Here is a 26903-nt window from a genome sequence, read left to right as displayed (position 1 = left end):
GACAGCCAGCGGCGAAAGCCGGACAATACACGCCGACCCTCATTGCGATGGTCGGCTTTCGTCTTCCTGCTGCCGTGATGCCCATGCCCTCTTCTCCTGATGCTCCGCACTCCGACGCGCCGACGGCGCCTCAGACACCTGCGCCGATGGCGGACGCCACGCCAACGTCTCTCGAGGCCAAGTCTGCCGAGATGACTGAGCCGGCTGAGCCGGCTGAGCCTGTTGAGCTGACTGAACCCGCCGAGCCACTCGACATCCTGTTCCAGGATGAAATGCTGGTGGTGGTTCACAAGCCATCGGGCCTGCTGGTGCACCGCAGCCCCATCGACAAGCACGAGACCGAGTTTCTGCTTCAGCGCCTGCGCGACCAGATCGGCCAGCATGTCTTCCCCGTGCATCGCCTCGATCGCCCGACATCAGGGCTGATGGTGTTCGGCCTCTCGCCCCAGGCGGCGCGCAAGCTGAGCACCGCCTTCGAGGAGCAGCAGGTCAGCAAGCGCTATCTGGCGATAGTGCGCGGCGTCGCGCCCGAGCAGCAACGCCTCGATTACGGCCTGCGCAAGGAAGATGGCAAGCTGCCCAAGGCCGAGATGCCGGAGCAGGAAGCCATCACCGACACGCGCCGCCTGGCACAGGTCGAGCTGCCCATCGCCATCGATCGCTATCCGCAGTCGCGCTTCTCGCTGGTCGAGGCCCGTCCGCTGACCGGCCGCCGCCATCAGATTCGCCGTCACCTGTCACGCCGTGGCTACCCGATCATCGGCGACGCCAAGCACGGCAAGGGCAACTACAATCGCTACTTCGCCACGACACTGGAATGCCCCCGCCTGCTGCTGGCGGCTGTCGGGCTTGAGCTTCCTCACCCCGAGGGTGGCTGGCTGAGCCTGTCGTGTCCGCCAGAAGGTGCCTACGCGGCACTGATGGAGCGCTTCGGCTGGCTGGGCCATCTGCCCGAACGCTACGCTGAACATCTGGCAGAGCGCCCGACCAGACACTGGCTCGATGCGACCGCCGGCGACCCGGCTGACTGAGCGCGCCCCAGCCGACTGCCACCCGTTCCCCCGAGATTCGCGAGCTGCGCATGACCACCTCTTCCGACACCCCGGACTCGACCGACATGAGCCCAGAACAGCAAAGCTCTGACAATAAAAGCTCTGAAAACAAAAGCTCTGAAAGCAAAAGCTCTGACCGCAAACCCTCAGGCGAGCCGTCGCCCCACGACAGCACGCCCTCCGCCAGCGAACGGATGCTGGAGAGCTTCTTTGCGGCCAGCGCTGCCAGTCAGGCCCCCGCAGAAGACGACTACGACTTCCGCTTCGGCGGCATCCGACGCCTCTACGGTGCCAGCGCCTTCGCCCACTTCCGCCACGCGCATGTCGCGGTGATCGGGGTCGGCGGCGTCGGCAGTTGGAGCGCCGAGGCGCTGGCTCGCTCCGGCATCGGCGAGATGACGCTGATCGATCTCGATGATGTCTGCGTGTCCAACGTCAATCGGCAGCTGCATGCGCTGGATGGCCAGATCGGCCGTCCCAAGGTCGAGGTGCTGGCCGAGCGCTGTCAGCTGATCGCGCCGCAGATGAAGATCCACGCCATCTCGGCCTTCGTCACGCCGGACAACCTCGCCGAGCTGATCCACGACGACCTCGATCACGTCATCGACGCCATCGACAGCGTGCCCGCCAAGACAGCGCTGATCGCCTGGTGCAAGCGGCGCAAGCTGGGCCTGACCGTGACGGGCGGCGCCGGTGGCCAGCTCGACCCGACGCGCATCCAGATCGGTGATCTCGCCCGCACCGAGCAGGACCCGCTGCTGGCGCGCGTTCGCTCACTACTGCGGCGCGACTACAATTTCAGTCGCAACCTGAAGCGCCGGTTCGATGTCGAGTGTGTCTATTCCGACGAGCAGCTGACCTACCCCGGCGCCGACGGCGAGGTGTGTGCCACCAAGCCCGGCGACAGCGCCACGCGCCTGGATTGCGCTGGCGGCTTCGGCGCGGCCACCTTCGTCACCGGCAGCTTCGGCTTCACCGCCGCTGGCCGCGCGCTGGCGCGCATCGCACGCCGCGGTGCCAAGGCCACGCCTGTCGCTGATGACACGTCTGTGGCTGATGCGCCGAACGCTGTCGACTGATACGCCTGCTTCTCGCTGTTGGCTTCACCGCTTCTTGCTTCTCGCTTTTGGCTTCACCCTCAAGGAAATCGCCATGACTGACCTGCCTGCCATGCCGCCGCTGCCGGAAAATCGTCCCGTGCCGGGCCTCTACCGCCACTACAAGGGCGCGCAGTACGAAGTGATCGGCACCAGTCGCCACAGCGAGACCGAAGAGCTGCTGGTGGTCTATCGTGCTCTTTATGGTGAATGTGGGCTGTGGGTGCGTCCGCTGAGCATGTTCATGGAGAACGTCGAGATCCAGGGCGAGCCGGTGCCACGCTTCGCGCTGGTCTCGGCGTGGTCCTGCTGATCCGCGGCCTTGCCGCACCCACACCCTGACCGACCAGACAGGTACATGCCGCCTGTCGGTCGCGGTGCTATACTGCGCCGCTTGTTTTTCCAAACATACGCATTGAGCCGCTTGCGGGCATGATCTGCCCGCGCGGCTCGGCCACGCCCACACAGCGCACTGCCCAGCACGTCTGGCAGGCACTGTGAGCTGGTTCATACCACGTCAAGAGCGGAGGAAGCATGAGCGCACTGGTTGGTGTCATCATGGGATCAAAATCGGATTGGGCGACCATGTGCCATACGGTCGAAACCCTGGAAGCGCTGGGGATCGAACACGAGGTCAAGGTCGTCTCTGCCCATCGCACGCCCGACCTGCTGTTCGACTATGCCGATACCGCTGCCGAGCGTGGCCTTGAGGTCATCATCGCCGGTGCCGGCGGCGCGGCGCACCTGCCGGGCATGTGTGCCGCCAAGACCTGGCTGCCGGTGCTGGGCGTGCCGGTGCAGTCCAGCATGCTGTCAGGTGTCGATTCCCTGCTCTCCATCGTGCAGATGCCCGCTGGCATCCCCACCGGCACGCTGGCCATCGGCCGCGCCGGTGCCGTGAATGCCGCGCTGCTGGCCGCCAGCCAGCTGGCCAACAAGTACCCGGCCATCCGCACCGCGCTGATCAACTTCCGTGCCGAGCAGACCGACCGTGTGCTCGACAATCCGGACCCGCGCCCCGACGCACCCAGCCTGTCCCACGGAGGCGAGTAAGCCATGAGCCAGCCGTTCCGCTTCGGTATCGTCGGCGGCGGTCAGCTGGGCCGTATGTTGGCTCAGGCCGGCGCCGCCCTGAATGCCCGCTTCACCTTCCTTGATCCTTCGGATTCGCCCTGCGGTCGCGTCCACGGTCATCATCTCTGCGCCGATTGGCAGGATGATGTGGCCCTGACGCAGCTGGTGGCGGCCTCTGACGCCATCACCTTCGAGTTCGAGAACGTGCCGGCGGACGCCGTCTCGCGTCTGGCAGCCGAGCGTCCGACCTTCCCACCGGCTGGCGCCCTGGATACCGCGCGTGACCGCTGGAGCGAGAAGTCGCTGTTCATGCGTCTTGGCATCGAGGTGCCGCCGCTGGCGCTGGTCGACAGCCAGGCGGACCTTGAAGCGGGCGTCGCGACCATCGGTCTGCCCGCCGTGCTCAAGACACGTACGCTGGGCTATGACGGCAAGGGCCAGAAAGTGCTGCGCGAGATGGCCGACGTCGCCGACACCTTCGCCGAACTCGGCAGCGTGCCGCTGATCCTGGAAGGCTTCATCGCCTTCGATCACGAAGTCTCGGTGATCGCGGTACGCGGTCGCGATGGCGAGACACGCGCCTGGCCGCTGTCGCGCAATGAACATCGCAGCGGCATCCTGCACTGCTCCACACCGCTCGACTCCCACGGCCTGCAGGCCGAAGCCGAGGCGGCTGCCTTCAAGGTGATGCACGAACTCGACTATGTCGGCGTGATGGCCTTCGAGTTCTTCGTCGTCAAGGACGCCGATGGCAGCGAGCGCCTGCTGGCCAACGAGATCGCACCGCGTGTGCACAACTCGGGTCACTGGAGCATCGAAGGCGCCGTCACCAGCCAGTTCGAGAATCACCTGCGTGCCGTCGCCGGCATGCCGCTGGGCGAGACCGCACTGCTCACACCCTGCGCGATGCTCAACATCATCGGCCGCATGCCGGAACGTGACGCCGTGCTCGCCATCCCCGGCGCGCGTCTGCACGACTACGGCAAGGCGCCGCGTGCGGGGCGCAAGATCGGCCACATCACGGTTCTGGCCGCCGACAAGGCGAGCCTCGACGCCCGCATCGCGGCTGTCGAAGCGCTGCTGGTCAATGAACTGGGCAAGTAAGCCGGTTCTGCGCCACTGAAGACAAAACGCCCCCGCTGCCATCGGCAGCGGGGGCGTTTTCGTTTCGGCACGGCTCAGCGAGCCGCCACGTAATCAGTCGATCTCGTGGTGGATCTGCTTCTGCAGGTAGAGCTCGATGCCGACCTTCTCGATCAGGCCCAGCTCGGTCTCCAGGTGATCGATGTGCTCTTCCTCGTCGTCGAGGATCTTGCGGAACAGGTCACGCGAGGTGTAATCGCGAACCTGTTCGGCGTAGGCGATCGCTTCCTTCAGATCGCCATGTGCCTGGTGCTCCAGCGCCAGATCGCACTCGAGCATTTCCTTGGTGTTCTCGCCGATGCGCAGCTTGCCGAGGTCCTGCAGGTTGGGCAGACCTTCCAGGAACAGGATGCGTTCGATCAGGGTGTCGGCGTGACGCATCTCTTCGATGGACTCGTCGTATTCCCACTTGGCCAGGCGCTTGAGGCCCCAGTCCTTGTACATGCGCGCATGCAGGAAGTACTGATTTATGGCGACCAGTTCGTTGGCCAGTATGGTGTTGAGATGCTCGATGATCTTGGGATCGCCTTTCATGTCGCCATTCCTCTCTTGTCAGGGTTGCTGCTTGCGTCAGGTTCTGTGCTGCGCCTGATGACGGCATGCATCAGCCGCAGCGCGGGCACGTCAGGCGTGCCCTATCGATCAGGTGCGGCAAGTATGGCGCAAAAACATGAATTTTTCGAGACATACCAACAAGTTATCGACTTTTAGGCGCAAATGGGAAGGATTGGTATCCGCGTTGTCATGTGGCGACCGACGCCGGATTGCCTGGCGCCCATACGAAAACGCCCGCCACCCGGTCTTGAGACCAGGTGGCGGGCGTCAGGCAAGCGAGCACTTGCCAGGAGTCGACGAGAACGGATCACGCAACAATGGACAGCGCGGCGACTGGAGTGTCAGTCGCCGGCAGGCGAGCCTCGGCTCAAGCCTGCATCACACCGCGTAGGCGAGATCCTCTGCCGGCATCATTTCACGCGCGACCGCTTCGCGAGTGATGGTCTTGGCCATGCAGGCACATTTGCCGCACTGGGTCGCGCAGCCGGTCTGCTCACGGACTTCGCGGAAGCTGCGCGCTCCCTGTTCCACGACTTCGCGGATCTTGTGGTCTGACACACCTTTGCACAGACAGACGTACATGGCTCACCTCGCTCACTCCAAGTGAGACAAATGTAAATGATTCGCAGAAACATGCGCAACACCTGACTGCAAAAAATTCTCATTCACACGTTATATCAAATACTTAGCGAGGCGATTTCTGGCCGGTTTGCGGTTGCGGAACACACGATGTCATAAGCAGGCCACATCAGCCTCACAAAGCGATTGCCGTGGGGAAAGCCAGCGCCGTATAAAGAATGATGGCCCGTGGCTGACAGAAAGGTAGGGTTGCGATTTCACACGAGGCCGCTAGTATGTATAACGATTTTTTATGCAATTCGAAAAACAATCACACCAAAACATAATGAGTCATCGCTAGCCGATCACTCAGGCGGGTCACTCGAACGCAGCCCAGCTCCTCGCTCACGGGAAGCGCCGCGTCACGATGAAGGCAAATGACTGCCACGCCCCGCCAGGCAATCAGGAAAGAACATGAACAGGACACTGCAAGAGATTCCGTCGCTACGCCTCCTCATGGCCATGACCCGCATCGGCATGCCGATGATGGGCGCCACGCTGAAGCCGTGACCGGCCTGAATCCGTCTGCTGTTGCCCTATCTGCCGATTTCCGAACGCCAATCCGCAAGGAGCCCGATATCATGTCAGCACAACTCGCCACCGCCGATCATCACGCCACGTCCCACCTGCCACTTGATCTGGACGCCGTCCGCGACGCCGGCAGCTGCTTCGGTGACCACCACCGTCTGCCGCTGACCCCGCTGCTGCGCAATCTCTATCGTGAAGCCCGCCGTGAAGGCCTGGTGGATGAGCATTGCAACGCGCGTGAACTGATGAGCCATATCGCTCTGCCCCATGACCACGTGGTCACCCAGGAAATTTCCGACCGCGTCTGGCGCTACAACGTCGGTTACTCCAACACCGGCGAGAGCGCGGAACAGGGCGACCTGAGCGCGGCGCTGGACTCCCTGAACGAGCGCACCCTGGATGAGCCGCTGCCGGGCGCCCTGCAGCGCCTGACCGAATCCTGGCTGTACCTGCCGGGCGAGCTGGAAAGCCCGCGTCAGGCCAGCGCTGACGTGCTGTGGCTCGACAAGCAGGGCCGTGCTCGCTACCGCCTGGATCAGGCGCGCCACTGGTTCGCCACCCTGCGTGACGAAGCCGTCGACATCGATGGCTGGCTGGCATGGCGCCTGACACACCTGCCGCTGACCAGCGCGCCGGTGCTCGATACCGTCAGCGCCTTCACGCGTCTGGCGCGCCTCGACCACGATGGCCAGCGTCCGATCGGTCAGCTGTCCTTCGTGCGCTACCGTGAGGGCGTGCGCCTGGAAGGCATGGGCACCGCGGTGATCGACCTGCCGCGCGAGCTGCCCGAGACGGCGGCACAGGAAGACAGCCTGGTGGTGTCACGCGCCAGCGTGGAACGCATCATCACGCGCCTGGATGGCCTGCTGGGCGTCTGATCAACCCCTGCACTCGCGGAAAACACAACGCCCCGCCAGTCGATGACTGGCGGGGCGTTTTTTTATCTGGCTGAGATCACGTCTGGCTGAGGTCACTGTCTTCATGCACGGTGCCTTACTCGCGCCGCGGCTTGGGCAGCACCACCACGCGGGTGCCGGAGGCGATGTCCTGCCAGCTGCGCTGTTCAGGGTCCCACAGCTGCCAGACGTACCCCAGCCCGCAGGCACCCAGTGACAGCCCGGCAACCACGAAGCGTATCAGGCACTGCTGCAGCGTCGGGACATGGCCCTGTGGCGTCTCGATGCGCAGTCGCCAGGCCTGCATGCCCAGCGTCATGCCACTGCGACTCCAGCAGCCGCCGAAGAAGGCGAACATCGCCACCAGCAACAGACTGCGGAACAGCGGCGACTGATTGGCCTCACCGCCATTGACGGCGACCCCGATGAAGCCCAGCACGATCAACAACGCCATCACAAGGAAGGCGTCATAGACCACGCCGCCCAGACGCCGCATCAGGCCCGCAGGGCGCGCTCCCTGCGGGTCGAGACGGCGGCGAGAGTGCGGGGCGCCCCTAGCCACTGCGCCGGATCAGCAGCAGGCCGATCACGTAACAGGCCAGCATCGGCGCCAGCACCGCCCAGATGGGCGCGAAGCCGAACACCACCGAGGCCGGGGCGAGCAGGTCCTGCAGATACTTGAACAGCAGGCCGACCACGATGCCGTAGAAGACCCGTGTCCCCGCCGCCACCGTGCGCAAGGGCCCGAACACGAAGGAGGCGGCCACCAGCACCAGCGCCGCCAGCGTCAGCGGCTGCAGAATCTTCTGCCAGAAGTAGAGCAGCGGCTGATTGGCCGACAGCCCCTGGTCCTGCAGATAGCGGGAATAGCGCCACAGGTCGGAGGCTGACTGCTGCTTGGGGTCGCTGATGACCAGCTTGAGCAGGTCTGGCGTCAGCTGGGTGTCCCACTCGCGGGTCTCCTGCTGAGCCACCGTGGTGGCGCTCGGCTCGCCATCCTGAGACTCGAAGGTGGTGGTCTGCACCACCTCCAGCGACCAGCCATCGTCCTGCCAGACGGCGCGCCTGGCGTAGAGCGCCTGGGTCAGGTGGCGCTCGTCATCGAAGCGATAGCGGGTGACATTGAGCACCACATCATCGCTGCGAATCGAGCCGAATCGGTAGTAGTCGTTGCCCTCGCGCTGCCAGCCGCCGCCTTCCGCGTAGACGGCGCCTGCGCCCTGCTGCTTCTCGGCGCGCCAGGCGTCAGCCTGCAGTTCGGTGACAGGGGCGACATATTCACCGACCGCCATGGTGATGGCGATGACCAGCCCCAGCGGCTTCATCACACCCCACAGAATGCGCGTCAGTGAGCGACCGGCGGCGCGCATGATGGTCAGCTCATTGCTCGAGGCCATGCTGCCCAGCCCGATCAGGGCGCCCAGCAGTACGCCGACCGGCACGAATTCGTAGAAGCGCGACGGCAGACGCATCAGCAGATAGAGGAGCACTTCAAAGGCGCCGTAGTCGCCTTTCACGTCCCCCAGGTCATTGATGTAGGTGATCATCAGGTCGAGCCCGAGAATCAGTACCTGCACCACCAGCATGGCCACCAGCACATTGCGGGCGATGTAACGGTCGAGACGATCAAGCAGCATCAGCGGCCACCTCCGCGGTTGTCGCGCCAGCTCAGCCAGATGCCGAGCGCCAGATAGACGCCGTGAATGGGCCACAGGCCAATGGCGGCCGGGTACTTCTCGGATGCGACGGCATTCTGCGCCGCGATCAACAGGCTGAGATAGGTGATATGCACGAAGATGGCCGGCAGCAGGCGCGCGAAACGCCCCTGACGCGGATTGACGCGTGCCAGCGGCAGGCCGATCAGCATCAGGATCGGCACCATCAACGGCAGCGAGATGCGCCACTGCAGCTGGGCCTTGGCCTCCGGAAGATCGGAAGCCCAGAGCTGCGCCGTGGTCGCAAGCTCAATATCCTCCTTGAGAGCCGCGGCGTCCTGGCCCTCGGTGATGCGCACGCCGTAACGATCAAAGCCCAGTCGCTGGGCGATCGCCTTGCCCGGCTCCACCCCGTAGCGCGTGCCGTCGCTCAAGACCAGATAACGACTGCCGGTCTCGGGGCTGACTTCCTGGAAGGCACGCTCGGCGCGCACCACCGACTGGCTCGGTTCGCTGTCGGGCGTGCTGGCGGCATTGCTGTCACCTGCCTCGGCGATGAAGACGTTTTCCAGCTCGCTGTTGTCATCGCTCATGCTCTCGGCATAGACGGTGCGATTGCCGATCTCCTGGAAGCGTCCCGCGCCGAGAATCGAGAAGTCGGTCTTCTGCTTCTGCTGCTCGAGCAACAGCTCATTCTTGAGCGCGCCGGCAGGCGTCAGATAGAGGCTGCAGGCCGCGACCAGCGCCGTGATCAACAGCGCCGGCAGCAGGGTGACACGCAGCAGGCGCTCCGGGCCGACGCCACAGGCGACCAGCACGGTGATCTCGCTGTTCATGTACAGCTGACCGAAGGCCAGCAACACGGCGAGGAAGAAGGACAGCGGCAGCAGCAGTTCGAAGAAACCCGGCAGGTGATAGAGCATCAGGCTGCCGAGAATCGACGCCGGGAAATCCCCCTCCGCCGCATCACTGAAATAGCGGATGAATCGGCTGCCCATGATGACAAGCATCAGCACCCCGGCCACGGCGGCCATGGTGGTGAGTATCTCGCGTGTCAGGTAGCGGAAGATGATCAAGTGGAACTCCTGTTTCCCGCTCGCAAGCGAGCGTGTTGACCAGATCGATGATAGCCGGTGGAGGAATGGTCGTGATCACATGAAGGCATCATCCCCCTCATGCATGGTGCGCAGCCTTTGCGTACACTGGCGGCACGGGTCTGAAGACTGGACGGGAGCGGCTCCCCCTCATGCAGCAGCATTATCCAGAAAGGATGCTGCCTTGTCGCGGCTGCAGGCATTGCACGTGGACAGCCTGACATGATGGACTGCCCTCACTCGTGCATGCCAGCTCAGCTTGTCATGAGCGGTCTGCGCCCCCATCCAGACCAAGACCCCGATGTCGCCGCGAGCCGGGCCCGCCTGGCCTGACGACATCCTTCATCCTTGTACTATTCATCTTCGTACCCTCACTCGCGCGCGTGGAGTTGCCATGGAATTTCCTGTAGTCACTGCCAATCCGGCCCAGCTTGAAACCGCCTGCATCGTGGTACCTGTCATCGAGGGCGACCTCACCGGTGCTGCGGCACGACTCGACGATGCCAGCGAGAAGCTGATTTCCCAGCTGATCGAGCGCGGCGACTTCAAGCCCGAGCTCGGCAATACCCTGCTGGTGCCCTTCGCTCCGGGCCTCGGCGCTCAGCGCCTGCTGCTGGCCGGTTTCGGCAGTGAGGAAAAGCTCGACGAAAGCCGTTACAAGCGTGGCCTCGATGCCGCCATGACTGCCCTGCTCAAGCTACCCGTCGAAGACGCGGCCTTCGCTGGTCTCGAGCTGAATCTCGAGCTGCGTGAGGCTGACTGGATGGCGCGCATGATCGCCGAGAGCGCACTGCGCACTGCCTATCGCTTCACCGAGATGAAGAGCAAGCCGGGCGAGCCCGTCTCTCTGACCCGCCTGAGCGTGGTTAGTGCCGACAAGCAGCGTCAGGCCGAGCTGGAAGCCGGCCTGCGCGTCGGTGCCGCCATCGGCATGGGCGTCAATGAAGCGCGCACGCTGGGCAATCTGCCGGGCAACATCTGCACGCCGCGCTACCTGGGCGAGCGTGCCGAGCAACTGGGTGCCGCCTCGGATGGCGCCCTGAAAGTGACCGTGCTCGGTGAGGAAGAGCTCGAGGAGCTCGGCGCCCTGTCCCTGCTGTCGGTCGGCCGCGGCAGTGAAGAGCCGAGCCGCCTGATCGTGATGGAATACCGCGGCGCGGAAGACGAGAACGAAGCCCCGCACGTGCTGGTCGGCAAGGGCATCACCTTCGATACCGGCGGCATCTCGCTCAAGCCGGGCGCCGGCATGGACGAGATGAAGTACGACATGGGCGGCGCGGCCAGCGTGTTCGGCACCATGCGCACCGTGCTGGAACTCAAGCCCAAGCTCAACGTGGTGGCCATCGTGGCCAGCGCCGAGAACATGCCGGACGGCCGCGCCACCAAGCCGGGCGACATCATCAAGACCCTGAAGGGCCTGACCGTCGAAGTCCTCAACACCGACGCTGAAGGCCGTCTGGTGCTGTGTGATGCGCTGACCTACGCCGAGCGCTTCGAGCCAGCCAGCGTCGTCGACATCGCCACCCTGACCGGCGCCTGCGTCATCGCGCTGGGCAATCACGCCACCGGCCTGATCTCCAACGATGATGACCTGGCGCTCGACCTGCTCGACGCCGGCGAAGAAGCCTGGGACCGCGCCTGGCACATGCCGCTGTGGGACGAATATCAGACGCAGCTGGATTCCAACTTCGCCGACATCGCCAACATCGGCGGTCGCGAAGCCGGCATGATCACCGCAGGTTGCTTCCTGTCCCGCTTCGCGGACACCTTCCCGTGGGCGCATCTGGACATCGCCGGCACCGCCTGGATGTCCGGCAAGCAGAAAGGCGCCAGCGGCCGCCCGGTGGGCCTTCTGACCCAATACCTGCTGGATCGCGAAGCGGAACTCAGCGCCCCGCAGGAAGAGACCGTCTGAGGCTTCGCATGCTCTCGATAGCGTGCTAGCGTTGAGACACGCGGGTCGCGACGCCACTCGGCACCGCTGACCCGAGAGGTCCTATAAAAATGATTCGACCCCCGGCGTTCCGCGTCGGGGGTCTCGCTGCTACGGAGACACCCACGTGACCAAAGGCTTCGACGTCCGCGCGTCCACGCAACCGGCGGATGCTGCCGTTCGTGACACCATTCTGGCCAATCCCGGCTTCGGCCGTCACTTCAGCGATCACATGGCCCATGTACGCTGGACCGCCGACGGCGGCTGGCACGGCCATGAAGTCCGCCCCTACGGCCCGCTGAGCCTCGACCCCGCCGCCTCGGTACTGCACTACGCCCAGGAAATCTTCGAAGGCATCAAGGCCTACCGTCATGAAGACGGCTCGGTGTGGACCTTCCGCCCCGAGAAGAACGCCGCACGTTTCCGCAACTCCGCCCGCCGTCTGGCACTGCCGGAGCTGTCCGACGAGGACTTCGTCGGCTCGCTCAAGGCCCTGCTCGCACAGGACAGCGCCTGGGTACCGACCCCGGCCAGCGTCAGTGACGAATGCAGCCTCTATCTGCGTCCGTTCATGATCGCCAGTGAAGCCTTCCTCGGCGTGCGTCCGTCGCGTGAAGTCGATTACTACGTGATCGCCTCACCGGTGGCGGCCTACTTCAAGGGCGGCATCAAGCCGGTCTCCATCTGGCTGTCCTCGCACTACAACCGTGCGGCCGCCGGCGGTACCGGTTTCGCCAAGTGCGGCGGCAACTACGCGGGTTCACTGGCCGCGCAGAGCGAGGCTTCCGCCAATGGCTGTGACCAGGTCGTGTTCCTGGACGCCGCCGAGAACAAGTGGGTCGAGGAACTGGGTGGCATGAACCTGTTCTTCGTCTTCAAGGACGGCCGTCTGGTCACGCCGCGCCTGACCGGCACCATTCTGGAAGGTGTCACCCGTGACTCCATCCTGACCATGGCGACCGATCTGGGTCTGACGCCGGAAGAGCGCCCAATCAGCATCGACGAGTGGCGTGAAGGCATCGCCTCCGGCGAGATCACCGAGGTGTTCGCCTGCGGTACCGCTGCCGTCATCACCCCGGTGGGCGAGCTGGTCAGTGAAGAAGGTCGCCTCGACCTGACCGCCAACGCCGGTGATGTCGCCATGCGTCTGCGCAGCCAGCTGCTGGACCTGCAATACGGCCGCGCCGAAGACACGCGAGGCTGGATGACGCGTCTGGCATAAGTGACTGAAATAAGTGCACTGACATGAGTGCACGGGAACAAGCCCTCGAGCCTGCCCCTGTGGCTTGAGGGCTGACCGAAAACCCCAAGGCCCGCCTCTTTCGAGGCGGGCCTTGGGGTTTCTGGCGCACTGATATCTGGCTGCGGAAAGATGTCACGGAATGCAGGCTGCATCGAAGCCGCGCGGCGAGTGCGGTATCCTGAACGCTCGAGAATTCCTTGCCCGAGCGGTGCCCATGACCCAGATCGACTTCTACATCCTGCCCGACACCACGCTGGAAGCCCGGCTGGAATTCGCCTGCCGGCTGGCCGAGACCATCCACGCCAAGGGCTTTCGCCTGCATGTGCATGTCGAGGACGAGGCGATGGCACGTCAGTTCGATGAGCATCTGTGGCAGTTCCGCCCGGAAAGCTTCGTGCCCCATGCGCTGGATATCGATCTCGACATGGCCGCCCGCGAGGCCGAACACGCCGATGACGTGCCACGCCCGCCGGTCACCATCGGCTGGCAGGACGCCCCGGCGCCGGGTATCGAGGCGCTGCTCAACCTGCACCCCGAGATTCCCGAGTGGTTCTCACGCTTCGAGCGCGTTGCCGAGATCATCAATCAGCATCAGGATGTGCTGGTGACCAAGCGCGAATGCTGGCGCACCTACAAGTCACGCGGTTATGCCGTTCGCTCGCATCAGCTCAAGGGCGTCAGCTGAGCGAACCGGCTTTCGTTACATTCCCAGAGTCAGGGCAAGCTTGAAGTTATCCTGCAGATGCGAAAGCCAGCGCTCGATATCGGCCATGCTCGGCGGACTCTCACCGCTGTCGAAGAAGGCCTCGGGCAGGCCGCCTGCGGCCTCGCTAGCGTCACGCTCCCCGATACGCACGGCCCACAACGGCAGTTCGCGCGGCATGCGCTGGATCTCGGCGAACAGCGCCGCCACGTTCATGTCCGGCACATCGCCGAAGATGACCAGACACGGGCTGACATCTCGCACCAGGCGCAACGCCTGGGCCGCACTGCTGGCGATGATGATCTCCAGATTGGCGACGTGACTGCCGATCACCTCGAGGCGCAGACGGTCCTGCGCCCGCGTGCTGATCACCAGCCAGCGACAGGGCACCGGCAGCACCTTCTCCGCCGACCACGCCGCCTGAACGACGCGCTCATGGGCGCTGACATCCGCCAGCGGCAACCAGACCCGGAAGCTGGCGCCCTCGCCCAGCTCGCCCCGCGCCGTGATGTCACCGCCCATGCGGCGGGCGAGCTCCCGCGACAGCGCCAGCCCGAGTCCGGTGCCCTCGATGCCTGAATCTTCTCGTCCCAGACGCGAGAACGGCTGGAACAGCTGGACCGCCTGCGCGGAATCAAAGCCGAAGCCGCCATCGGTGATTTCCACCCAGCCCATCTCCACTCCGCTGGCATTGCGCTCCTGGCCGATGGCCAGACGAATCCAGCCCCCCTCGCGGTTGTACTTGATGGCATTGCCCATCAGGTTGCCGAGAATCTGATCCAGTCGACGCTGGTCGGCATTCAGCCACAGTGACTCGCCTTCCAGTGCCAGCGATAGCGTCAGGTTGGCGCTCTCCAGGCGCGGCTGATATTGCCCCGCCAGCCGGATCAGCTTCTGGCCCACCGAGAGAGGTTGGCAGTCCAGCGGCAGGTCACCGGCTTCCAGACTCGACATCTGCAGCACATCCTCGATCAGCGCCGACAGCTGCGCCGCCGCATGACTGGCCTCATCCACGTAGCGGCGCTGCTCGCGGGTCAGGTCGGCTTCCTCGCAGAGCAGATCCGTGAAGCCCATGATGGCGTTGAGCGGGGTGCGAATCTCGTGACTGAAACTCGAGAAGAAACGCGACTTGGACTGGCTGGCCTCGGTGGCACTGTCGCGGGCCGCCTCCAGCAGCTTGAGTGACTGCTTGTGGCGCTGGATATCCAGCGCCAGCCCGGTGGCGCGCTGTGGTCGGCCCTCATGATCACGTCGGGTGATCTGGCCGCGAATCTGCACCCAGACCCAGTGACCACGCGCATGCCGATAGCGCACGTCGCGCGCCTCGGCCCAGCTCTCACCGTGCATGACCCGCCAGCGCGCCTCGAGCAGACCGACGAGGTCTTCCGGGTGCGTCATGGCGTCAAGGTCCGCCAGATGCATGCTGGCGCGTACCGGCAGCCCCAGCATCAGGAAGAAATTCTCGTGCAGGTAGAGATCGTCCTGATCGAAGTCATAGCGCCAGGTGGCATCGCCGGAGGCCGCCATCACCATCTCGACGTGCCGCGCACCCTCGGCGCGTTCAAGCTCGATCTGGTCGCGCCGCTGAGCTGCTTCGCGCAGCGCCTCACCGGCCTGATCCAGCTCCTGTAGCTGGAAGCGCTCGCGTACCACGGGCTGGCCGCGACCGATGCGCAGCGCCATGTCGCTGAGGCGTGCCAGTGATTCGGACAGGGTGGCCGCCATGGCTTCGGCCCGCCAACGCATTACCACCAGCAGGGCGAAGAAGAACAGGATCAGCCCCACCAGCATCACATAGCCCAGCTGATTGAAGCGCTCATTCCAGATATCGATGCCGCTGTTGACCTGCTGCGCATCCACCACCGCCAGCAACCGCCAGTCGGTGCCCGGCACCGATTGCCAGCCGATCAGCCGCTCACCGGCGAGCAAGGAAACGCTGCGCACGCCCTGCGCCTCATCCGAGATGCTGCGCAGCAGGTGCGCCATGGCCGGGGAGTTCTCGACATCATGCGCCGTATCGAGGAAGCGATCGTGCAGCAGCGGCATCGGCACCACTTCAGGGTCGGGCTGGGGGCCGAAATCCTGCTCACCGACACGGGGCATGGCCATGACGACATCGTCACTCACCAGAATCAGATAGGCGCCCCAGGGCAGCTCGGCATTCTCGAGCCGCTCGACCAGAGAATCGAGGGTGACGTCGATGCCGACCACGCCTTCGAGGAAGTCGCCGCGATGGACCGGCATCAGCGTCGAGACCAGCCAGCCGCTGCCGACCGGGTCCTGGTAGGGCGGCGTAATGACGGCGCCACGGCTCGGGTTGTTGCGGTCATCCGCCAAGTAGTAGAAGCCGTAGCTGGTGAGGTCGACGCCGGGCGTGAAGATGTTGCGGGTATCGGTCCACGGCGATATGCGGAAGTAGCCGTCGTAGCCGGAGAACCAGATCTGGCGCAGCTCGGATTGCGTAGCGAGCATGTCCGATACCTGGGCATCCATTGCCGAGAGGCGCACCACCTTGTCGTGGTCCTGCAGATAGCTGGGCACCAGCGAGGAGTAATAGGAGCCGGCGCCACCATCGTTCTCGGCGACGTACAGGGTGCCGTCGCCCGCACTCATGTGGCGCTTTAGCTCCTGCTCGCGCTGGCGGGACGTCACGGGGGTGTCCATGTGACGCAGAGTGCTGCGCGCCAGCTGACGGGCATCACTGCGCCAGTCGTTCGCCAGCAGGCTGATGTGCTCTGCCTCGTAATGGGTCAGCTGCTCGAGCTGGGTATTCACCAGCTCACTGCGCGTGGAGTCCTGCTGTCCGGAGACCAGCCAGTGCAACACCAGATAGCAGCCCAGCAGCGCCACCTCGAGCACCAGCAATGGCACCAGCGCATGACGCAGCAGTTCATGCCAGACCCAACGACGTGTCGGACGAGGGGCACCGTCCGTGGGGCGAGGCTTGGACATTGCGGCTCCGCGAGCGTGAGAGAATGGGAAGTGTGCGAGGCGGCAAGCCTCGGCGTCATGAGGTCGCAACAGGATACGGCATCAGTGCGTGGATGTTGCCTGCTTTGTGAAAACAGCGTCTGCCAGACGCCACGAGTGCCTGCCAGCCAAGACCGAATGACGCCCGTCATCAGCGGCGCTATAATCGAGCCCATTTTCTGCCTGCGCTGACCGCTCCTTGAGCCGGCGCGGGACGCCCCGCCCAACCGGATCAATGCAGACCCATGGACAAGACCTACCAACCGAACGCCATCGAGACGCGCTGGTACGAGCGCTGGGAATCCGACAACCGCTTTGCGCCGTCAGGCCAGGGCGAGAGCTTCTCACTTGTCATCCCGCCGCCCAACGTCACCGGCTCCCTGCACATGGGCCACGCCTTCCAGGATTCCATCATGGACACCCTGGTCCGCTGGCGCCGCATGCAGGGTCGCAACACCCTGTGGCAGGTAGGCACCGACCACGCCGGTATCGCCACCCAGATGCTGGTCGAGCGCAAGGTCGCCGCCGAAGAAGGCAAGACCCGCCATGATCTCGGCCGCGAAGCCTTCACCGACAAGATCTGGGAATGGAAGGAAGAGTCCGGCGGCAACATCACCCGCCAGCTGCGTCGCATGGGCACCAGCATCGACTGGAAGCGCGAGCGCTTCACCATGGATGACGGCTTCTACAAGGCGGTGCAGGAAGTCTTCGTGCGCCTGCACAAGGAAGACCTGATCTACCGCGGCAAGCGTCTGGTCAACTGGGACCCGACCCTGCACACCGCGATTTCCGACCTCGAAGTCGAGAACCGCGATCAGCAGGGCAGCTTCTGGCACTTCCGCTACCCGCTGGCCGATGGCGTCAAGACCGCCGATGGCAAGGACTACGTCATCGTCGCCACCACGCGCCCGGAAACCCTGCTGGGTGACACCGGCGTGGCCGTCAATCCCAAGGATGAGCGCTACGCAAGCCTGGTCGGCAAGTTCATCGAGCTGCCGCTGGTCGGCCGTCGCATCCCCATCGTCGCCGATGAGCACGCCGACATGGAAAAGGGCTCCGGTTGCGTCAAGATCACCCCGGCCCACGACTTCAATGACTACGAAGTCGGCAAGCGTCAGGGCCATCTGCTGATCAACGTGATGAGCCAGGATGCCACCATCCTGGAGCGCGCCGAGATCTATGACCTGCAGGGCCGTCCGCAGCCCCAGGAAGACGCCAGCCTGCCGGCCGCCTACGCCGGTCTGGATCGCTTCGTCGCGCGCGAGAAGCTGGTCGCCGACATGGACGCGCTGGGCCTGCTGGAGCAGGTCGAGGCCGTCAACAACACCCTGCCGCACGGTGACCGCTCCGGCGATGTCATCGAGCCGCTGCTGACGGACCAGTGGTTCGTGGCCGTCGAGGAGCTGGCGCGTCCGGCCATCGAAGCGGTCGAGAACGGCGACATCGAGTTCGTGCCCAAGAACTACGAGAACATGTACTTCGCGTGGATGCGCGACCTGCAGGACTGGTGCATCTCGCGTCAGCTGTGGTGGGGCCACCGCATTCCGGCCTGGTACGACAACGACGGCAACGTCTATGTCGGCCGCAATGAAGAGGAAGTCCGCGCCGAGAACAACCTGGGTGCCGACGTCGAACTGCGTCAGGACGAAGACGTCCTCGACACTTGGTTCAGCTCCGCGCTGTGGACCTTCGGCACCCTCGGCTGGCCGGCGGACACGGAAGAACTCAAGACCTTCCACTCCACCGACGTGCTGGTCACCGGCTTCGACATCATCTTCTTCTGGGTGGCGCGGATGATCATGTTCACCCTGAAGTTCAAGGGTGAAGTACCGTTCCGCAAGGTCTACGTCCATGGCCTGGTGCGCGACAGCCTCGGTCAGAAGATGTCCAAGTCCAAGGGCAACGTGCTTGATCCCATCGACCTGATCGACGGCATCGGCATCGAGGAGCTGGTCGAGAAGCGTACCGGCAACATGATGCAGCCGAAGAAGGCCAAGGCGATCGCCAAGGCCACGCGCAACGAGTTCCCGGAGGGCATCGAGCCTCACGGTACCGATGCGCTGCGCTACACCCTGCTGTCACTCGCCTCCACCGGGCGTGACGTGAAGTTCGACATGGGCCGTCTCGATGGCTATCGCAACTTCTGCAACAAGCTGTGGAATGCGGCGCGCTACGTGCTGATGAATGCCGAGGACCAGGATTGCGGCGTCAACGGCGAAGCCGTCGAGCTGTCACTGGCCGATCGCTGGATCATCGCGCGCCTGCAGCAGACCGAGCAGCAGGTCACCCGCGCGCTGGAAGAGTTCCGCTTCGACCACGCCTCCCAGGCGCTCTATGAGTTCATCTGGAACGAGTACTGCGACTGGTATCTGGAGCTCTCCAAGCCGGTTCTGTGGGACGACAACGCCAGCATCGAAGCCAAGCGCGGCACGCGTCGCACCCTGGTGCGCGCCCTCGAGACCATCCTGCGCCTGATCCACCCGATGATGCCGTTCATCTCCGAGGAGATCTGGCAGCGTATCGCACCGCACGCCGGCAAGCCGGTGGAAGGCGAGAGCATCATGAGCCAGGCGTGGCCGCAGGCCGAAGCCGACCGGATCGATGAGCAGGCCATCCGCGATATCGAGTGGCTGAAAGGCATCATCATCGCCATCCGCAACGTGCGCGGCGAGCTCAACCTGTCACCGGCCAAGCCGCTGGAGGTCTACCTGCAGAACGGCGCGGCTGGCGATGCCGAGCGTCTGGAAGCCAACCGCCTGTTCCTCTCCAAGCTGGCACGTCTGGAAAGCATCACCTTCCTGGCGGCAGGCGACGAAGCCCCGATGTCCGCCATCCAGCGCGTAGGTGAGCTGGAAGTGCTGGTGCCGATGGCAGGCCTGATCGACAAGGAAGCCGAGCTCAAGCGCATCGACAAGGAGCACGAGAAGCAGCAGAAGGTCATCACCGGCCTCGAGAACAAGCTCGGCAACGAGAAGTTCGTCGGTCGTGCACCGGCTGATGTGGTCGAGAAGGAGCGCGCCAAGCTGGCCGACGCCCAGGCGGAACTTGCGCTGCTGGAAAGCCAGCGCGTCAAGATCGAAGCGCTGTAAGTCACGCTCGCGCTTCACGCAAGCAAAAGCCCCCTGCACCGAACGGTGCAGGGGGCTTTCTCGTTTCTGGCAGCCCGCTCGCGAATCGCCATCTCAGACATGCCACCAAAGGCAAGCCGGATGAGCGCATCGAGATGAGCTCATCGAGAAAAGCGCGCCGAGCGATTACTCGGCGGGGCCTGCCAGCGGCATGAAGGTCGCCAGCAGATAGCCTGTGTCATCCATCACGCGCAGCCGAGCGCTCTCACCGCTGCCGATGATCTGATAACTGGCCACATCCTCGAGCATGCGATTGAAGGCGTTGGACTGCTCAGGGTTGGGGCACATCTTCATGGTCGAGGCCAGCGGACCGATATCCAGCGTCTGACGCGACTCATCCAGCACCACCGGCCCCATCAGGCGGTTGCAACCATTGCTGCCGACCAGACGCAGACGGTCATCCTCCTCGTCTGCCAGCTGCTGCTGGCTGGGAGGCTGCAGCAGGAAGTTGGCGGCCTCTTCACTGGCATCCGTGGCGGAGAAACTCCATTGGGTGCCCACCAGGGCAGGAGCAGCGGCACCCGATGAGGCACTGCCCTGCGGAGGCTGTGTCATGGCCGCGCAGCCAGCCAGCAAGGAGATAGCGAACCCCACGGAGGTATAACGCGATAGACGACGCACGGTAATGGACATGGATGACTCCTGTGGCGCCCGCCAGTGGCATTGCCGGCAACGGCAATCACCCGGCAGACGGAGAGAACGGTGGGTAAGGAACGGACATGACAGCAAGGGTAGCGATCATGCGCACGGCTGTCATGAACGACAGGCCCTCACGACATGCGCCTGAATGTCACCTGCCGGACTGCCGCCAGCTTGCCAGCAGCGCGATGGACGCAACCATCTGTCCACCTCGCCGACTTTGAAAACAGTGTTTTCAAAGCGAAGCCTGCTCTAGAATTTCGAACAGATCGCCACTCAGCGTCGCCTGTCTCGAGTCCTCTGGCCATCGAGCCAGCGAGCTACCGACCTGAGTGCGCCTATCCCGACATGAGCCCCGCAGAGCTGACACGACATGACTCCCGCCGCCCCCGACAGTCCTTCCGCTGATACTGCGTCTTCACAGCGAGTCAGTGGTTCGCAGCAGGCCCCGCACGTGCAACCCTCGCCCCCGCCCCACCCGCGCAGGGCGCAGACAGGATTCAACCTGCGACGACTGGTGATCCTGAATGCGCTGGGAGTGGCGCTGCTGGCGTGCTGGTGGATACCGGCGCTGGATTTCTGGCCCACCCTCGACAGCGATGTCTTCTGGGACTTCAACCAGTTCATCACACCGCTCAATCCGCACTGGGACACGCTGCTCGGCATTCTGAACACGCGCGCCTTCGATGCCATGGCCTTCGCCATGATGGGGGTATTGTTCTGCTGGGCGATGCTCAATGATCAGCAGCCTGCCCGCTATCGCCGCTGGACCAGCATCGGCATCACCATGCTGCTGACGGCGGGCCTGCTCTCGCTGTTCGTGCTGCGCGCCATCAGCTATGGCCATGCCAGCCCGACGCGCTTCTTCAGCCACGCACAGCATCTCTCCGAACTGGTGTCCTTCAAGACCAAGGATTCGGCGTCGAACAGCTTCCCGGGGGATCACGGCCTGATGCTGATGGTATTCGCGAGTTTCATGCTGGCCTTCGCACCGCGCCGCATCGCCCTGTGCAGCCTGGCGTTCGTGGTGCTGCTGAGCGCTCCGCGGATCATGGTCGGCGCTCACTGGTTCAGCGATGTCTATCTGGGCTCGCTCAGCATTGCACTGATCGCGTTGCCCTGGGTGCTGTGCACACCACTGGCGACCACCGTTGCCCGTGGCATGGAGAACGCGCTGGCCCGATTGAAGCAGCGCTCCTGAAACAGCATTCGTGAACCTGCACTCAAGAACCTGATCTCAGGTCAGCCGACGAGGGGCGTCCGCGAGAAAGGGCTGGAATCCTTGTGGTGCCGCTTATCCTGACGGTCATCCTCCTTGCCGCGAGCGCCCTCCTCCACGACCTCTGCCTTGCCAAGTCCGCCGCCGTCATTGCCGGGGGGCGGAGGGCTGACATCGGGCGTGGCAAAGCCTGTCATCTCGTGTTCCCCACCGGCCACCACCTGATCACGCCCATTGTGCTTGGCGTGATACAGCCGCCTGTCGGCCAGCTGCATCAGCTCATCCAGCGAATCGACCTCATGACTGATGGCAACGCCGATGGAAACCGTGACCGGCACCGGCGTGCCGGCGAAGACCGGTGGAGACTTGGCCAGCAGGGAGCGCATGCGCCCCGCCACGGAAATGGCCTCGGTGCGCCCGATACGTGGCAGCAGCACCAGGAACTCCTCGCCACCGACACGCCCGGCGCGATCGCCCTGACGAAGCGTAGCCGTCAGCAGGCGGCCCAGATGACGCAGCACTTCATCACCGACGGCATGGCCATGCAGGTCATTGACGCGCTTGAAGTTGTCCGCATCCAGCATCAAGACCGCACAGGGCACTCCGTCACGCCACCAGTCCTCGGCGTGGCGCAATATCTGGCGGCGATTGAGCAATTCGGTCAACTCATCACGACTGGCATCCTTCAGATACTGGCGCTCGAAATGTTCGGTAAGCGCCAGCATGCGCCACAGGAAGGTGACCATCATCAGGAAGACCGCGAACAGATTGGTCGATTGCAGCACCCAGGCCGACAGGACGCCGCCCTCATGCAGGACTGGCGAGACCATCAGTGCCGAGACAGCCGCCATGAACAGCATCAGGGTCGTCACCACTCGAACACGCGCCGCCAGCGGGGCCAGGTGAACACCGGCCATCACGATGAAGAAATAGTACTCATAGCCCGCCGAGAGCCCGAAACAGAAAACCGAGAGCCAGGCCATCAGCGTCAAGGCGCTCATCATCAGGGCCAGGCCCAGCGTCAACTGATGCGCCCGGTGCAGCATCACGCCCAGCACGGACACGAGCGCCATGATGCCGCTGACGAATGCCAGCCGCGGCTCGTTGAAGAGAGTGAAGAAGGGAACCCACACCACGAAGAGGCCCATCAGCATCAGATAGACCCAAAGATAGGCATGGTAGAAACGACGATGCTCCACGGCGAGCAATCGTGGTTCATGACGTAGCCAGGCGCTTATGACTCTCGGCATCAGGCAGTCCTTGCCAGCTAGGCAGTGTCCGCGTGGCGGTCCCTCACGCGACTCAAGGAGGTGCAACATCGCGGCAGGCGGGCAGCAAGAGAAAGGAAGAAGGTATAGCTGCCTGCCGCGATGACACTCCACAAAGGCCGAGCACGACATGTCACACATCATGCTGCGGGGCTTATGAACTTCATTACATCATAAGCCCTGCTGGGCGATGCACCAGTCACAATTCGGCTATTGCGTTGCCTGGATGCGACGCTTACGCACACGTCAACATGCGTCGTTGCTTGCTTACCAGCTGCCCGTGTTGCTCATGGAGGCCCAGGGTTCCTGCGGCGCAAGGGCGTCACCGGCCTGCAGCAGCTCCAGCGAAATCCCATCCGGGCTCTTCACGAATGCCATGTGGCCGTCACGCGGCGGGCGATTGATGGTCACGCCGTTGTCCATCAGATGCTGACAGGTGGCGTAGATATCCTCGACGCGATAGGCCAGATGGCCGAAGTTGCGCCCACCTTCGTATTCTTCCGGGTCCCAGTTATGGGTCAGTTCCAGCATCGGCGCCTGCATCTCGCGGGCACGTTCGGCATCCTGCGGGGCTGCCAGGAAGATCAGCGTGAAGCGGCCCTTCTCGGAATCCTTGCGCGAGATCTCGACCATGCCGAGCAGGTCACGGAAGAAATGCAGTGAAGCGTCGACATCACGGATACGCAGCATGGTGTGCAGATATTGCATGGATCACTCTCTTGAACGGTGGTTGGGACAGGACTGAGGACGGAAAAGACGTGCGCCGAGAGTAGTTGGCTCGGCGCACGTGAATATTCTAGACACACGACTGCCGCGCGACGAGTCTCCTCGCGGCACGGCAGTGTGGTGATGCATGCACCCTGCTGCTGGCATCTCGCGCCGTCAGGCGATGCGTGAACTGCGCTCCAGACGCACGGGCACCGCCTTGGAGGATGGCGTGCCGGTATCAGCGCCGTGGCTTTCCAACGCGACCAGCACGTTGGTCTCCGGATAGTAGGCCCCGATGCAACCGGCCGGGATGTCGTACTCGACCAGACGGAACTGCGGCGCACGTCGCTCGCTGCCGTCCGGACGCGGCTCGCCGAGCATGTCGACCCAATCACCGTCGGCCAGCCCCAGCCGCGCTAGGTCTTCACCATTGATGAAGATCACCCGCCGCTGACCCGACACGCCGCGATAGCGGTCGTTGTAGCCGTAGACGGTGGTGTTGTACTGATCGTGGCTGCGCATGGTCTGCAGCGTCAGCCAGCCGTCACGCCGCGCCAGCTGTTGATGCATCACCGACTCCGGCAGCGGCATGTGCGAGAACTCGGCCAGGCCGCTGGAGGTCGGGAAGGCAAGCTCGCGAACCGGATTGGCGAGGTGGAAGCCGCGCTTGTGTGCCAGCCGTGAATTGAAGTCCGCGAAGCCGGGGATGACCGCCGCGATCTCGTCACGGATCAGATCATAGTTCTCGCTCAGTGCCTGCCAATCGACCGGATCACTGATACCTCGCGCCGGCAGCACGCGCGCCAGGGTGGCACGCGCGATCGCCGCGATGATGCCGGGCTCGGAGCGCAATTCAGGGCTGGCCGGTGCCTTGATGCCGGCGCTGGAGTGCACCATCGACATCGAGTCCTCGACGCTGATGTGCTGGGAAGCCACCTGTGAGGAGCGATCGATCTCGCTGCGACCGAGACACGGCAGAATCAGCGCATCGGTCTGCTTGCCCATCACCAGATGACTGCGGTTGAGCTTGGTGCTGATCTGGACGTTGAGCTCGAGGTTGCGCATCGCGGCCTCGGTCCGCTCGCTGTCCGGCGTGGCACGCGTGAAGTTGCCGCCCAGCGCGATGAAGGTCTTCGCCTTGCCCTGCTCCAGCGCCGCCAGGCTCTCTACGGTGTTGTAGCCCTGCGCACGCGGCATGCTGACGCCGTAGCGCGCTTCCAGCGCATCGATCAGCCAGGCGGGCGCCTTCTCGTCGATACCCATGGTGCGATCGCCCTGGACGTTGGAATGGCCACGCACCGGACAGGCACCGGCACCGGGACGGCCGAAGTGCCCCCCGAGCAACAGCAGATTGACGATCTCGCGCACACTCTCGACGGCATGCAGATGCTGGGTGATGCCCATCGCCCAGGTGCAGATGACGTTGTCGGCGCCCGCAAAGATGGCGGCCGCCTCCTCGAGCTGAGCGCGCGTCAGGCCGGACTGGTCCTCGAGGGTTGCCCACTCGGTCGCCTCGACCAGCGCCTGCCAGGCCTCGACGCCCCGGGTATGCGCCTCGATGAAGCTGGCGGCGCGCGTGAATTCGCCCCGCGCCTCCATCGCGAACAGCGCCTTGGCCATGCCGCGCACCGCCGCCATGTCGCCGCCCATGCGCGGCTGGTAATAGCGATGGCTGATGGGCTGGCTGGAGAGGGTCATCATCTCCAGCGGCGACTGCGGGTCGGCAAAGCGCTCCAGCCCCCGCTCACGCAGAGGATTGAAGCTGACGATGCGCGCGCCACGCCGTGAGGCACGCCGCAGATCGCCCAGCATGCGCGGGTGATTGGTGCCGGGGTTCTGACCGAACACGAAGATGGCATCGGCGTGCTCGAAGTCCTCCAGCAGCACCGTGCCCTTGCCGACGCCGAGACTCGCCTTCATGCCGACACCGCTGGCCTCGTGGCACATGTTGGAGCAGTCGGGGAAATTGTTGGTGCCGAACAGACGCACGAAAAGCTGGTAGAGATAGGCCGCCTCGTTGCTGGCACGCCCCGAGGTATAGAACAGCGCCTCATCCGGCGACGTCAGCGCGCTGAGATGCTCGGCGACAAGCTCGAAGGCCGCGTCCCAGCTGATCGGCGTATAGCGATCACTGGCCGCGTCGTAGCGCATCGGTTCGGTCAGGCGCCCTTGATCCTCGAGCATGAAGTCGTCCCAGCCCAGCAGCTCCGTGACGGTGTGCTGAGCGAAGAAGCACGGCGTGACTCGCTTGGCGGTCACTTCCCAGGCCACCGCCTTGGCACCGTTCTCGCAGAACTCGAAGGAGGAGCCGTGTTCCGGGTCCCCCCAGGCACAGCCGGGGCAGTCGAAGCCCTTGTCCTGATTGGCCTTGAGCAGGGAGCGCACGCTCTTCCACGGTGCCCTGGAGTGACTGACATGCTGACCGACGCTCTTGAGCGCGCCCCAGCCGCCCGCCGGCCCGGAATAGGCGGCAATGCGCGGATGACGCGTCTGTTGCGCATCCTCGCGGGGCAGGCTGGCAGACGCAGGCGTCTCGATCTCGGGGGCAGCAATGTCGGTCATGTCAGGATCCACTGGCTAGGATGAACGGGGGCGATCAGCGTGACCGCTGAGCAATTCGAGTCGACGCCCGCGGTGGGCACAGATCAGATTGAGGTCGCAGGCGCGGGCGGTCTCGACGGCGAGTCGCGAGGGCACCGCGAGGGTGATCAGGGTCGGAATTCGCGCACGGATGGTTTTCTGCACCAGCTCCAGGCTGCACCGGCTCGACACCAGCAAGGCCTCGGGCCACACACCGCTGTCGAGGCTCATGCCGATCACGCGGTCCAGCGCATTGTGGCGACCGATATCGGCGCCCTGCGAGATCAGACCGCCTTCGGCATCAAGACCCAGCGCCAGATGCATGCCGCGGCGCGTGGCGCGCTCCAGGCGCTCCAGCCCACGCATCAGCGCATCGGGTGCCAGCGCTGCCCGTGGCGGCAGACGCATGAGTCCCGCCATCAGCTCCGCTTCGTCCTGCACGCCACAGGCGCCGCAGCTCGAGACACTGCTCTCTCGCCGCTGATGACGCTCGGCCTTGTGCGCCAGCGAGTCACTGACCTCAAGACGCACCGCCAGCCCATGACGCAGCCGCGAGAGATGGATCGCCGAGACCTCGTCACGCCGCGTGATCCAGCCCGCGGTGAAGGCATGCCCCAGCGCCAGCGGCTCAAGGGCCTCTGGACTGGCCAGCAAGGTGCCCATCGCGGTGTCATTGAGCGCCAGGCTCACCGGTAGCTCCGATGGGCCATCCAGCTCGCGCAGCGGCACCTCGCGGGCATCCGCGTAGCCTGCAGCGCCTGGCGCCTGTTGATAGAGCGAATCTTTCATTACGGCTCTCC

At 64.3% G+C, this 26903-nt stretch carries 22 protein-coding genes; 11 read left to right on the top strand and 11 right to left on the bottom strand.

What is annotated here, in order from left to right; genetic code table 11:
• Window positions 1-191 precede the first annotated feature (191 nt).
• The 5 genes from AOG28_RS02830 (at window position 192) to AOG28_RS02810 (ending at window position 4327) form a co-directional block, all read left to right on the top strand.
• Window positions 192-1031 carry a pseudouridine synthase gene (locus AOG28_RS02830; protein ID WP_082388226.1) on the top strand — a complete coding sequence of 280 codons (840 nt, stop codon included), beginning with the start codon at window positions 192-194 and terminating at the stop codon, window positions 1029-1031.
• A 215-nt stretch (window positions 1032-1246) separates the two neighbouring features.
• Complete coding sequence (gene tcdA / locus AOG28_RS02825; protein WP_054555261.1) at window positions 1247-2131, top strand: tRNA cyclic N6-threonylcarbamoyladenosine(37) synthase TcdA; 885 nt, start codon at window positions 1247-1249, stop codon at window positions 2129-2131.
• Window positions 2132-2204: 73 nt separating this feature from the next.
• A complete protein-coding gene (locus AOG28_RS02820; protein ID WP_225996526.1) occupies window positions 2205-2462 on the top strand; it encodes a DUF1653 domain-containing protein in 258 nt (85 codons plus the stop codon).
• 221 nt (window positions 2463-2683) lie between these two features.
• Window positions 2684-3202, top strand: a complete 519-nt coding sequence (gene purE, locus AOG28_RS02815) for a 5-(carboxyamino)imidazole ribonucleotide mutase (RefSeq protein ID WP_043333193.1) — start codon at window positions 2684-2686, stop codon at window positions 3200-3202.
• 3 nt (window positions 3203-3205) lie between these two features.
• Window positions 3206-4327 (top strand): 5-(carboxyamino)imidazole ribonucleotide synthase, encoded by a 1122-nt coding sequence (locus AOG28_RS02810; protein ID WP_054555260.1) that lies wholly within the window; start codon window positions 3206-3208, stop codon window positions 4325-4327.
• 93 nt (window positions 4328-4420) lie between these two features.
• Here the strand turns inward: AOG28_RS02810 and bfr are convergent, their stop codons facing one another.
• Window positions 4421-4900, bottom strand: coding sequence for a bacterioferritin (gene bfr, locus AOG28_RS02805; protein ID WP_043333195.1), 480 nt, complete (start codon window positions 4898-4900; stop codon window positions 4421-4423).
• Between the two features lie 399 nt (window positions 4901-5299).
• On the bottom strand, window positions 5300-5503 hold the full coding sequence (locus tag AOG28_RS02800; protein WP_043333196.1) for a bacterioferritin-associated ferredoxin: 204 nt from the start codon (window positions 5501-5503) through the stop codon (window positions 5300-5302).
• Window positions 5504-6120: 617 nt separating this feature from the next.
• Between AOG28_RS02800 and AOG28_RS02795 the strand changes: the two genes are divergently transcribed.
• A complete protein-coding gene (locus tag AOG28_RS02795; RefSeq protein WP_054555259.1) occupies window positions 6121-6945 on the top strand; it encodes a hypothetical protein in 825 nt (274 codons plus the stop codon).
• Window positions 6946-7060: 115 nt separating this feature from the next.
• On the opposite strand, the gene AOG28_RS02790 is transcribed toward AOG28_RS02795, so the two are convergent.
• The 3 genes from AOG28_RS02790 to lptF are packed head-to-tail and all read right to left on the bottom strand — an operon-like array spanning window position 7061 to window position 9694.
• Window positions 7061-7525: an RDD family protein gene (locus AOG28_RS02790; RefSeq protein ID WP_235506925.1), complete on the bottom strand. Its 465-nt coding sequence runs from the start codon at window positions 7523-7525 to the stop codon at window positions 7061-7063.
• A complete protein-coding gene (lptG, locus tag AOG28_RS02785; RefSeq protein WP_054555257.1) occupies window positions 7518-8600 on the bottom strand; it encodes an LPS export ABC transporter permease LptG in 1083 nt (360 codons plus the stop codon). Before lptG ends, AOG28_RS02790 begins: the two co-directional genes overlap by 8 nt.
• Complete coding sequence (gene lptF, locus AOG28_RS02780) at window positions 8600-9694, bottom strand: LPS export ABC transporter permease LptF (RefSeq protein ID WP_082388186.1); 1095 nt, start codon at window positions 9692-9694, stop codon at window positions 8600-8602. The genes lptG and lptF overlap by 1 nt, the downstream gene beginning before the upstream one ends.
• A gap of 412 nt (window positions 9695-10106) precedes the next feature.
• Between lptF and AOG28_RS02775 the strand changes: the two genes are divergently transcribed.
• The 3 genes from AOG28_RS02775 (at window position 10107) to AOG28_RS02765 (ending at window position 13573) form a co-directional block, all read left to right on the top strand.
• The gene (locus tag AOG28_RS02775; protein WP_054555256.1) at window positions 10107-11627 is read left to right on the top strand and encodes a leucyl aminopeptidase; all 1521 of its coding nucleotides are present in this window, start codon (window positions 10107-10109) and stop codon (window positions 11625-11627) included.
• A gap of 145 nt (window positions 11628-11772) precedes the next feature.
• The gene (locus AOG28_RS02770) at window positions 11773-12867 is read left to right on the top strand and encodes a branched-chain amino acid aminotransferase (RefSeq protein WP_043333205.1); all 1095 of its coding nucleotides are present in this window, start codon (window positions 11773-11775) and stop codon (window positions 12865-12867) included.
• A gap of 235 nt (window positions 12868-13102) precedes the next feature.
• Window positions 13103-13573 carry a DNA polymerase III subunit chi gene (locus AOG28_RS02765; RefSeq protein WP_043333207.1) on the top strand — a complete coding sequence of 157 codons (471 nt, stop codon included), beginning with the start codon at window positions 13103-13105 and terminating at the stop codon, window positions 13571-13573.
• A 15-nt stretch (window positions 13574-13588) separates the two neighbouring features.
• Here AOG28_RS02765 and AOG28_RS02760 read toward each other — a convergent pair whose 3' ends face one another.
• Window positions 13589-16543: a cache domain-containing sensor histidine kinase gene (locus AOG28_RS02760; protein WP_054555255.1), complete on the bottom strand. Its 2955-nt coding sequence runs from the start codon at window positions 16541-16543 to the stop codon at window positions 13589-13591.
• Between the two features lie 263 nt (window positions 16544-16806).
• On the opposite strand from AOG28_RS02760, the gene AOG28_RS02755 reads away from it, so the two are divergent.
• On the top strand, window positions 16807-19650 hold the full coding sequence (locus tag AOG28_RS02755; protein ID WP_054555254.1) for a valine--tRNA ligase: 2844 nt from the start codon (window positions 16807-16809) through the stop codon (window positions 19648-19650).
• A gap of 165 nt (window positions 19651-19815) precedes the next feature.
• On the opposite strand, the gene AOG28_RS02750 is transcribed toward AOG28_RS02755, so the two are convergent.
• Window positions 19816-20322 carry an META domain-containing protein gene (locus tag AOG28_RS02750; RefSeq protein ID WP_054555253.1) on the bottom strand — a complete coding sequence of 169 codons (507 nt, stop codon included), beginning with the start codon at window positions 20320-20322 and terminating at the stop codon, window positions 19816-19818.
• Between the two features lie 460 nt (window positions 20323-20782).
• On the opposite strand from AOG28_RS02750, the gene AOG28_RS02745 reads away from it, so the two are divergent.
• Window positions 20783-21529, top strand: coding sequence for a phosphatase PAP2 family protein (locus tag AOG28_RS02745; RefSeq protein WP_235506924.1), 747 nt, complete (start codon window positions 20783-20785; stop codon window positions 21527-21529).
• 41 nt (window positions 21530-21570) lie between these two features.
• Here AOG28_RS02745 and AOG28_RS02740 read toward each other — a convergent pair whose 3' ends face one another.
• The 4 genes from AOG28_RS02740 to AOG28_RS02725 form a co-directional block, all read right to left on the bottom strand.
• Window positions 21571-22797 carry a GGDEF domain-containing protein gene (locus AOG28_RS02740; protein WP_160317846.1) on the bottom strand — a complete coding sequence of 409 codons (1227 nt, stop codon included), beginning with the start codon at window positions 22795-22797 and terminating at the stop codon, window positions 21571-21573.
• Between the two features lie 285 nt (window positions 22798-23082).
• Window positions 23083-23523, bottom strand: coding sequence for a VOC family protein (locus AOG28_RS02735; protein ID WP_043333215.1), 441 nt, complete (start codon window positions 23521-23523; stop codon window positions 23083-23085).
• Window positions 23524-23697: 174 nt separating this feature from the next.
• Window positions 23698-26085, bottom strand: coding sequence for an FdhF/YdeP family oxidoreductase (locus tag AOG28_RS02730; RefSeq protein WP_082388183.1), 2388 nt, complete (start codon window positions 26083-26085; stop codon window positions 23698-23700).
• Between the two features lie 15 nt (window positions 26086-26100).
• Window positions 26101-26892 carry a formate dehydrogenase accessory sulfurtransferase FdhD gene (locus AOG28_RS02725; RefSeq protein ID WP_054555251.1) on the bottom strand — a complete coding sequence of 264 codons (792 nt, stop codon included), beginning with the start codon at window positions 26890-26892 and terminating at the stop codon, window positions 26101-26103.
• Window positions 26893-26903 lie beyond the last annotated feature (11 nt).

The organism is Cobetia sp. UCD-24C (genome assembly GCF_001306765.1).
GTDB lineage: Bacteria > Pseudomonadota > Gammaproteobacteria > Pseudomonadales > Halomonadaceae > Cobetia > Cobetia amphilecti.
This window is presented reverse-complemented; position numbering and strand designations above follow the sequence as displayed.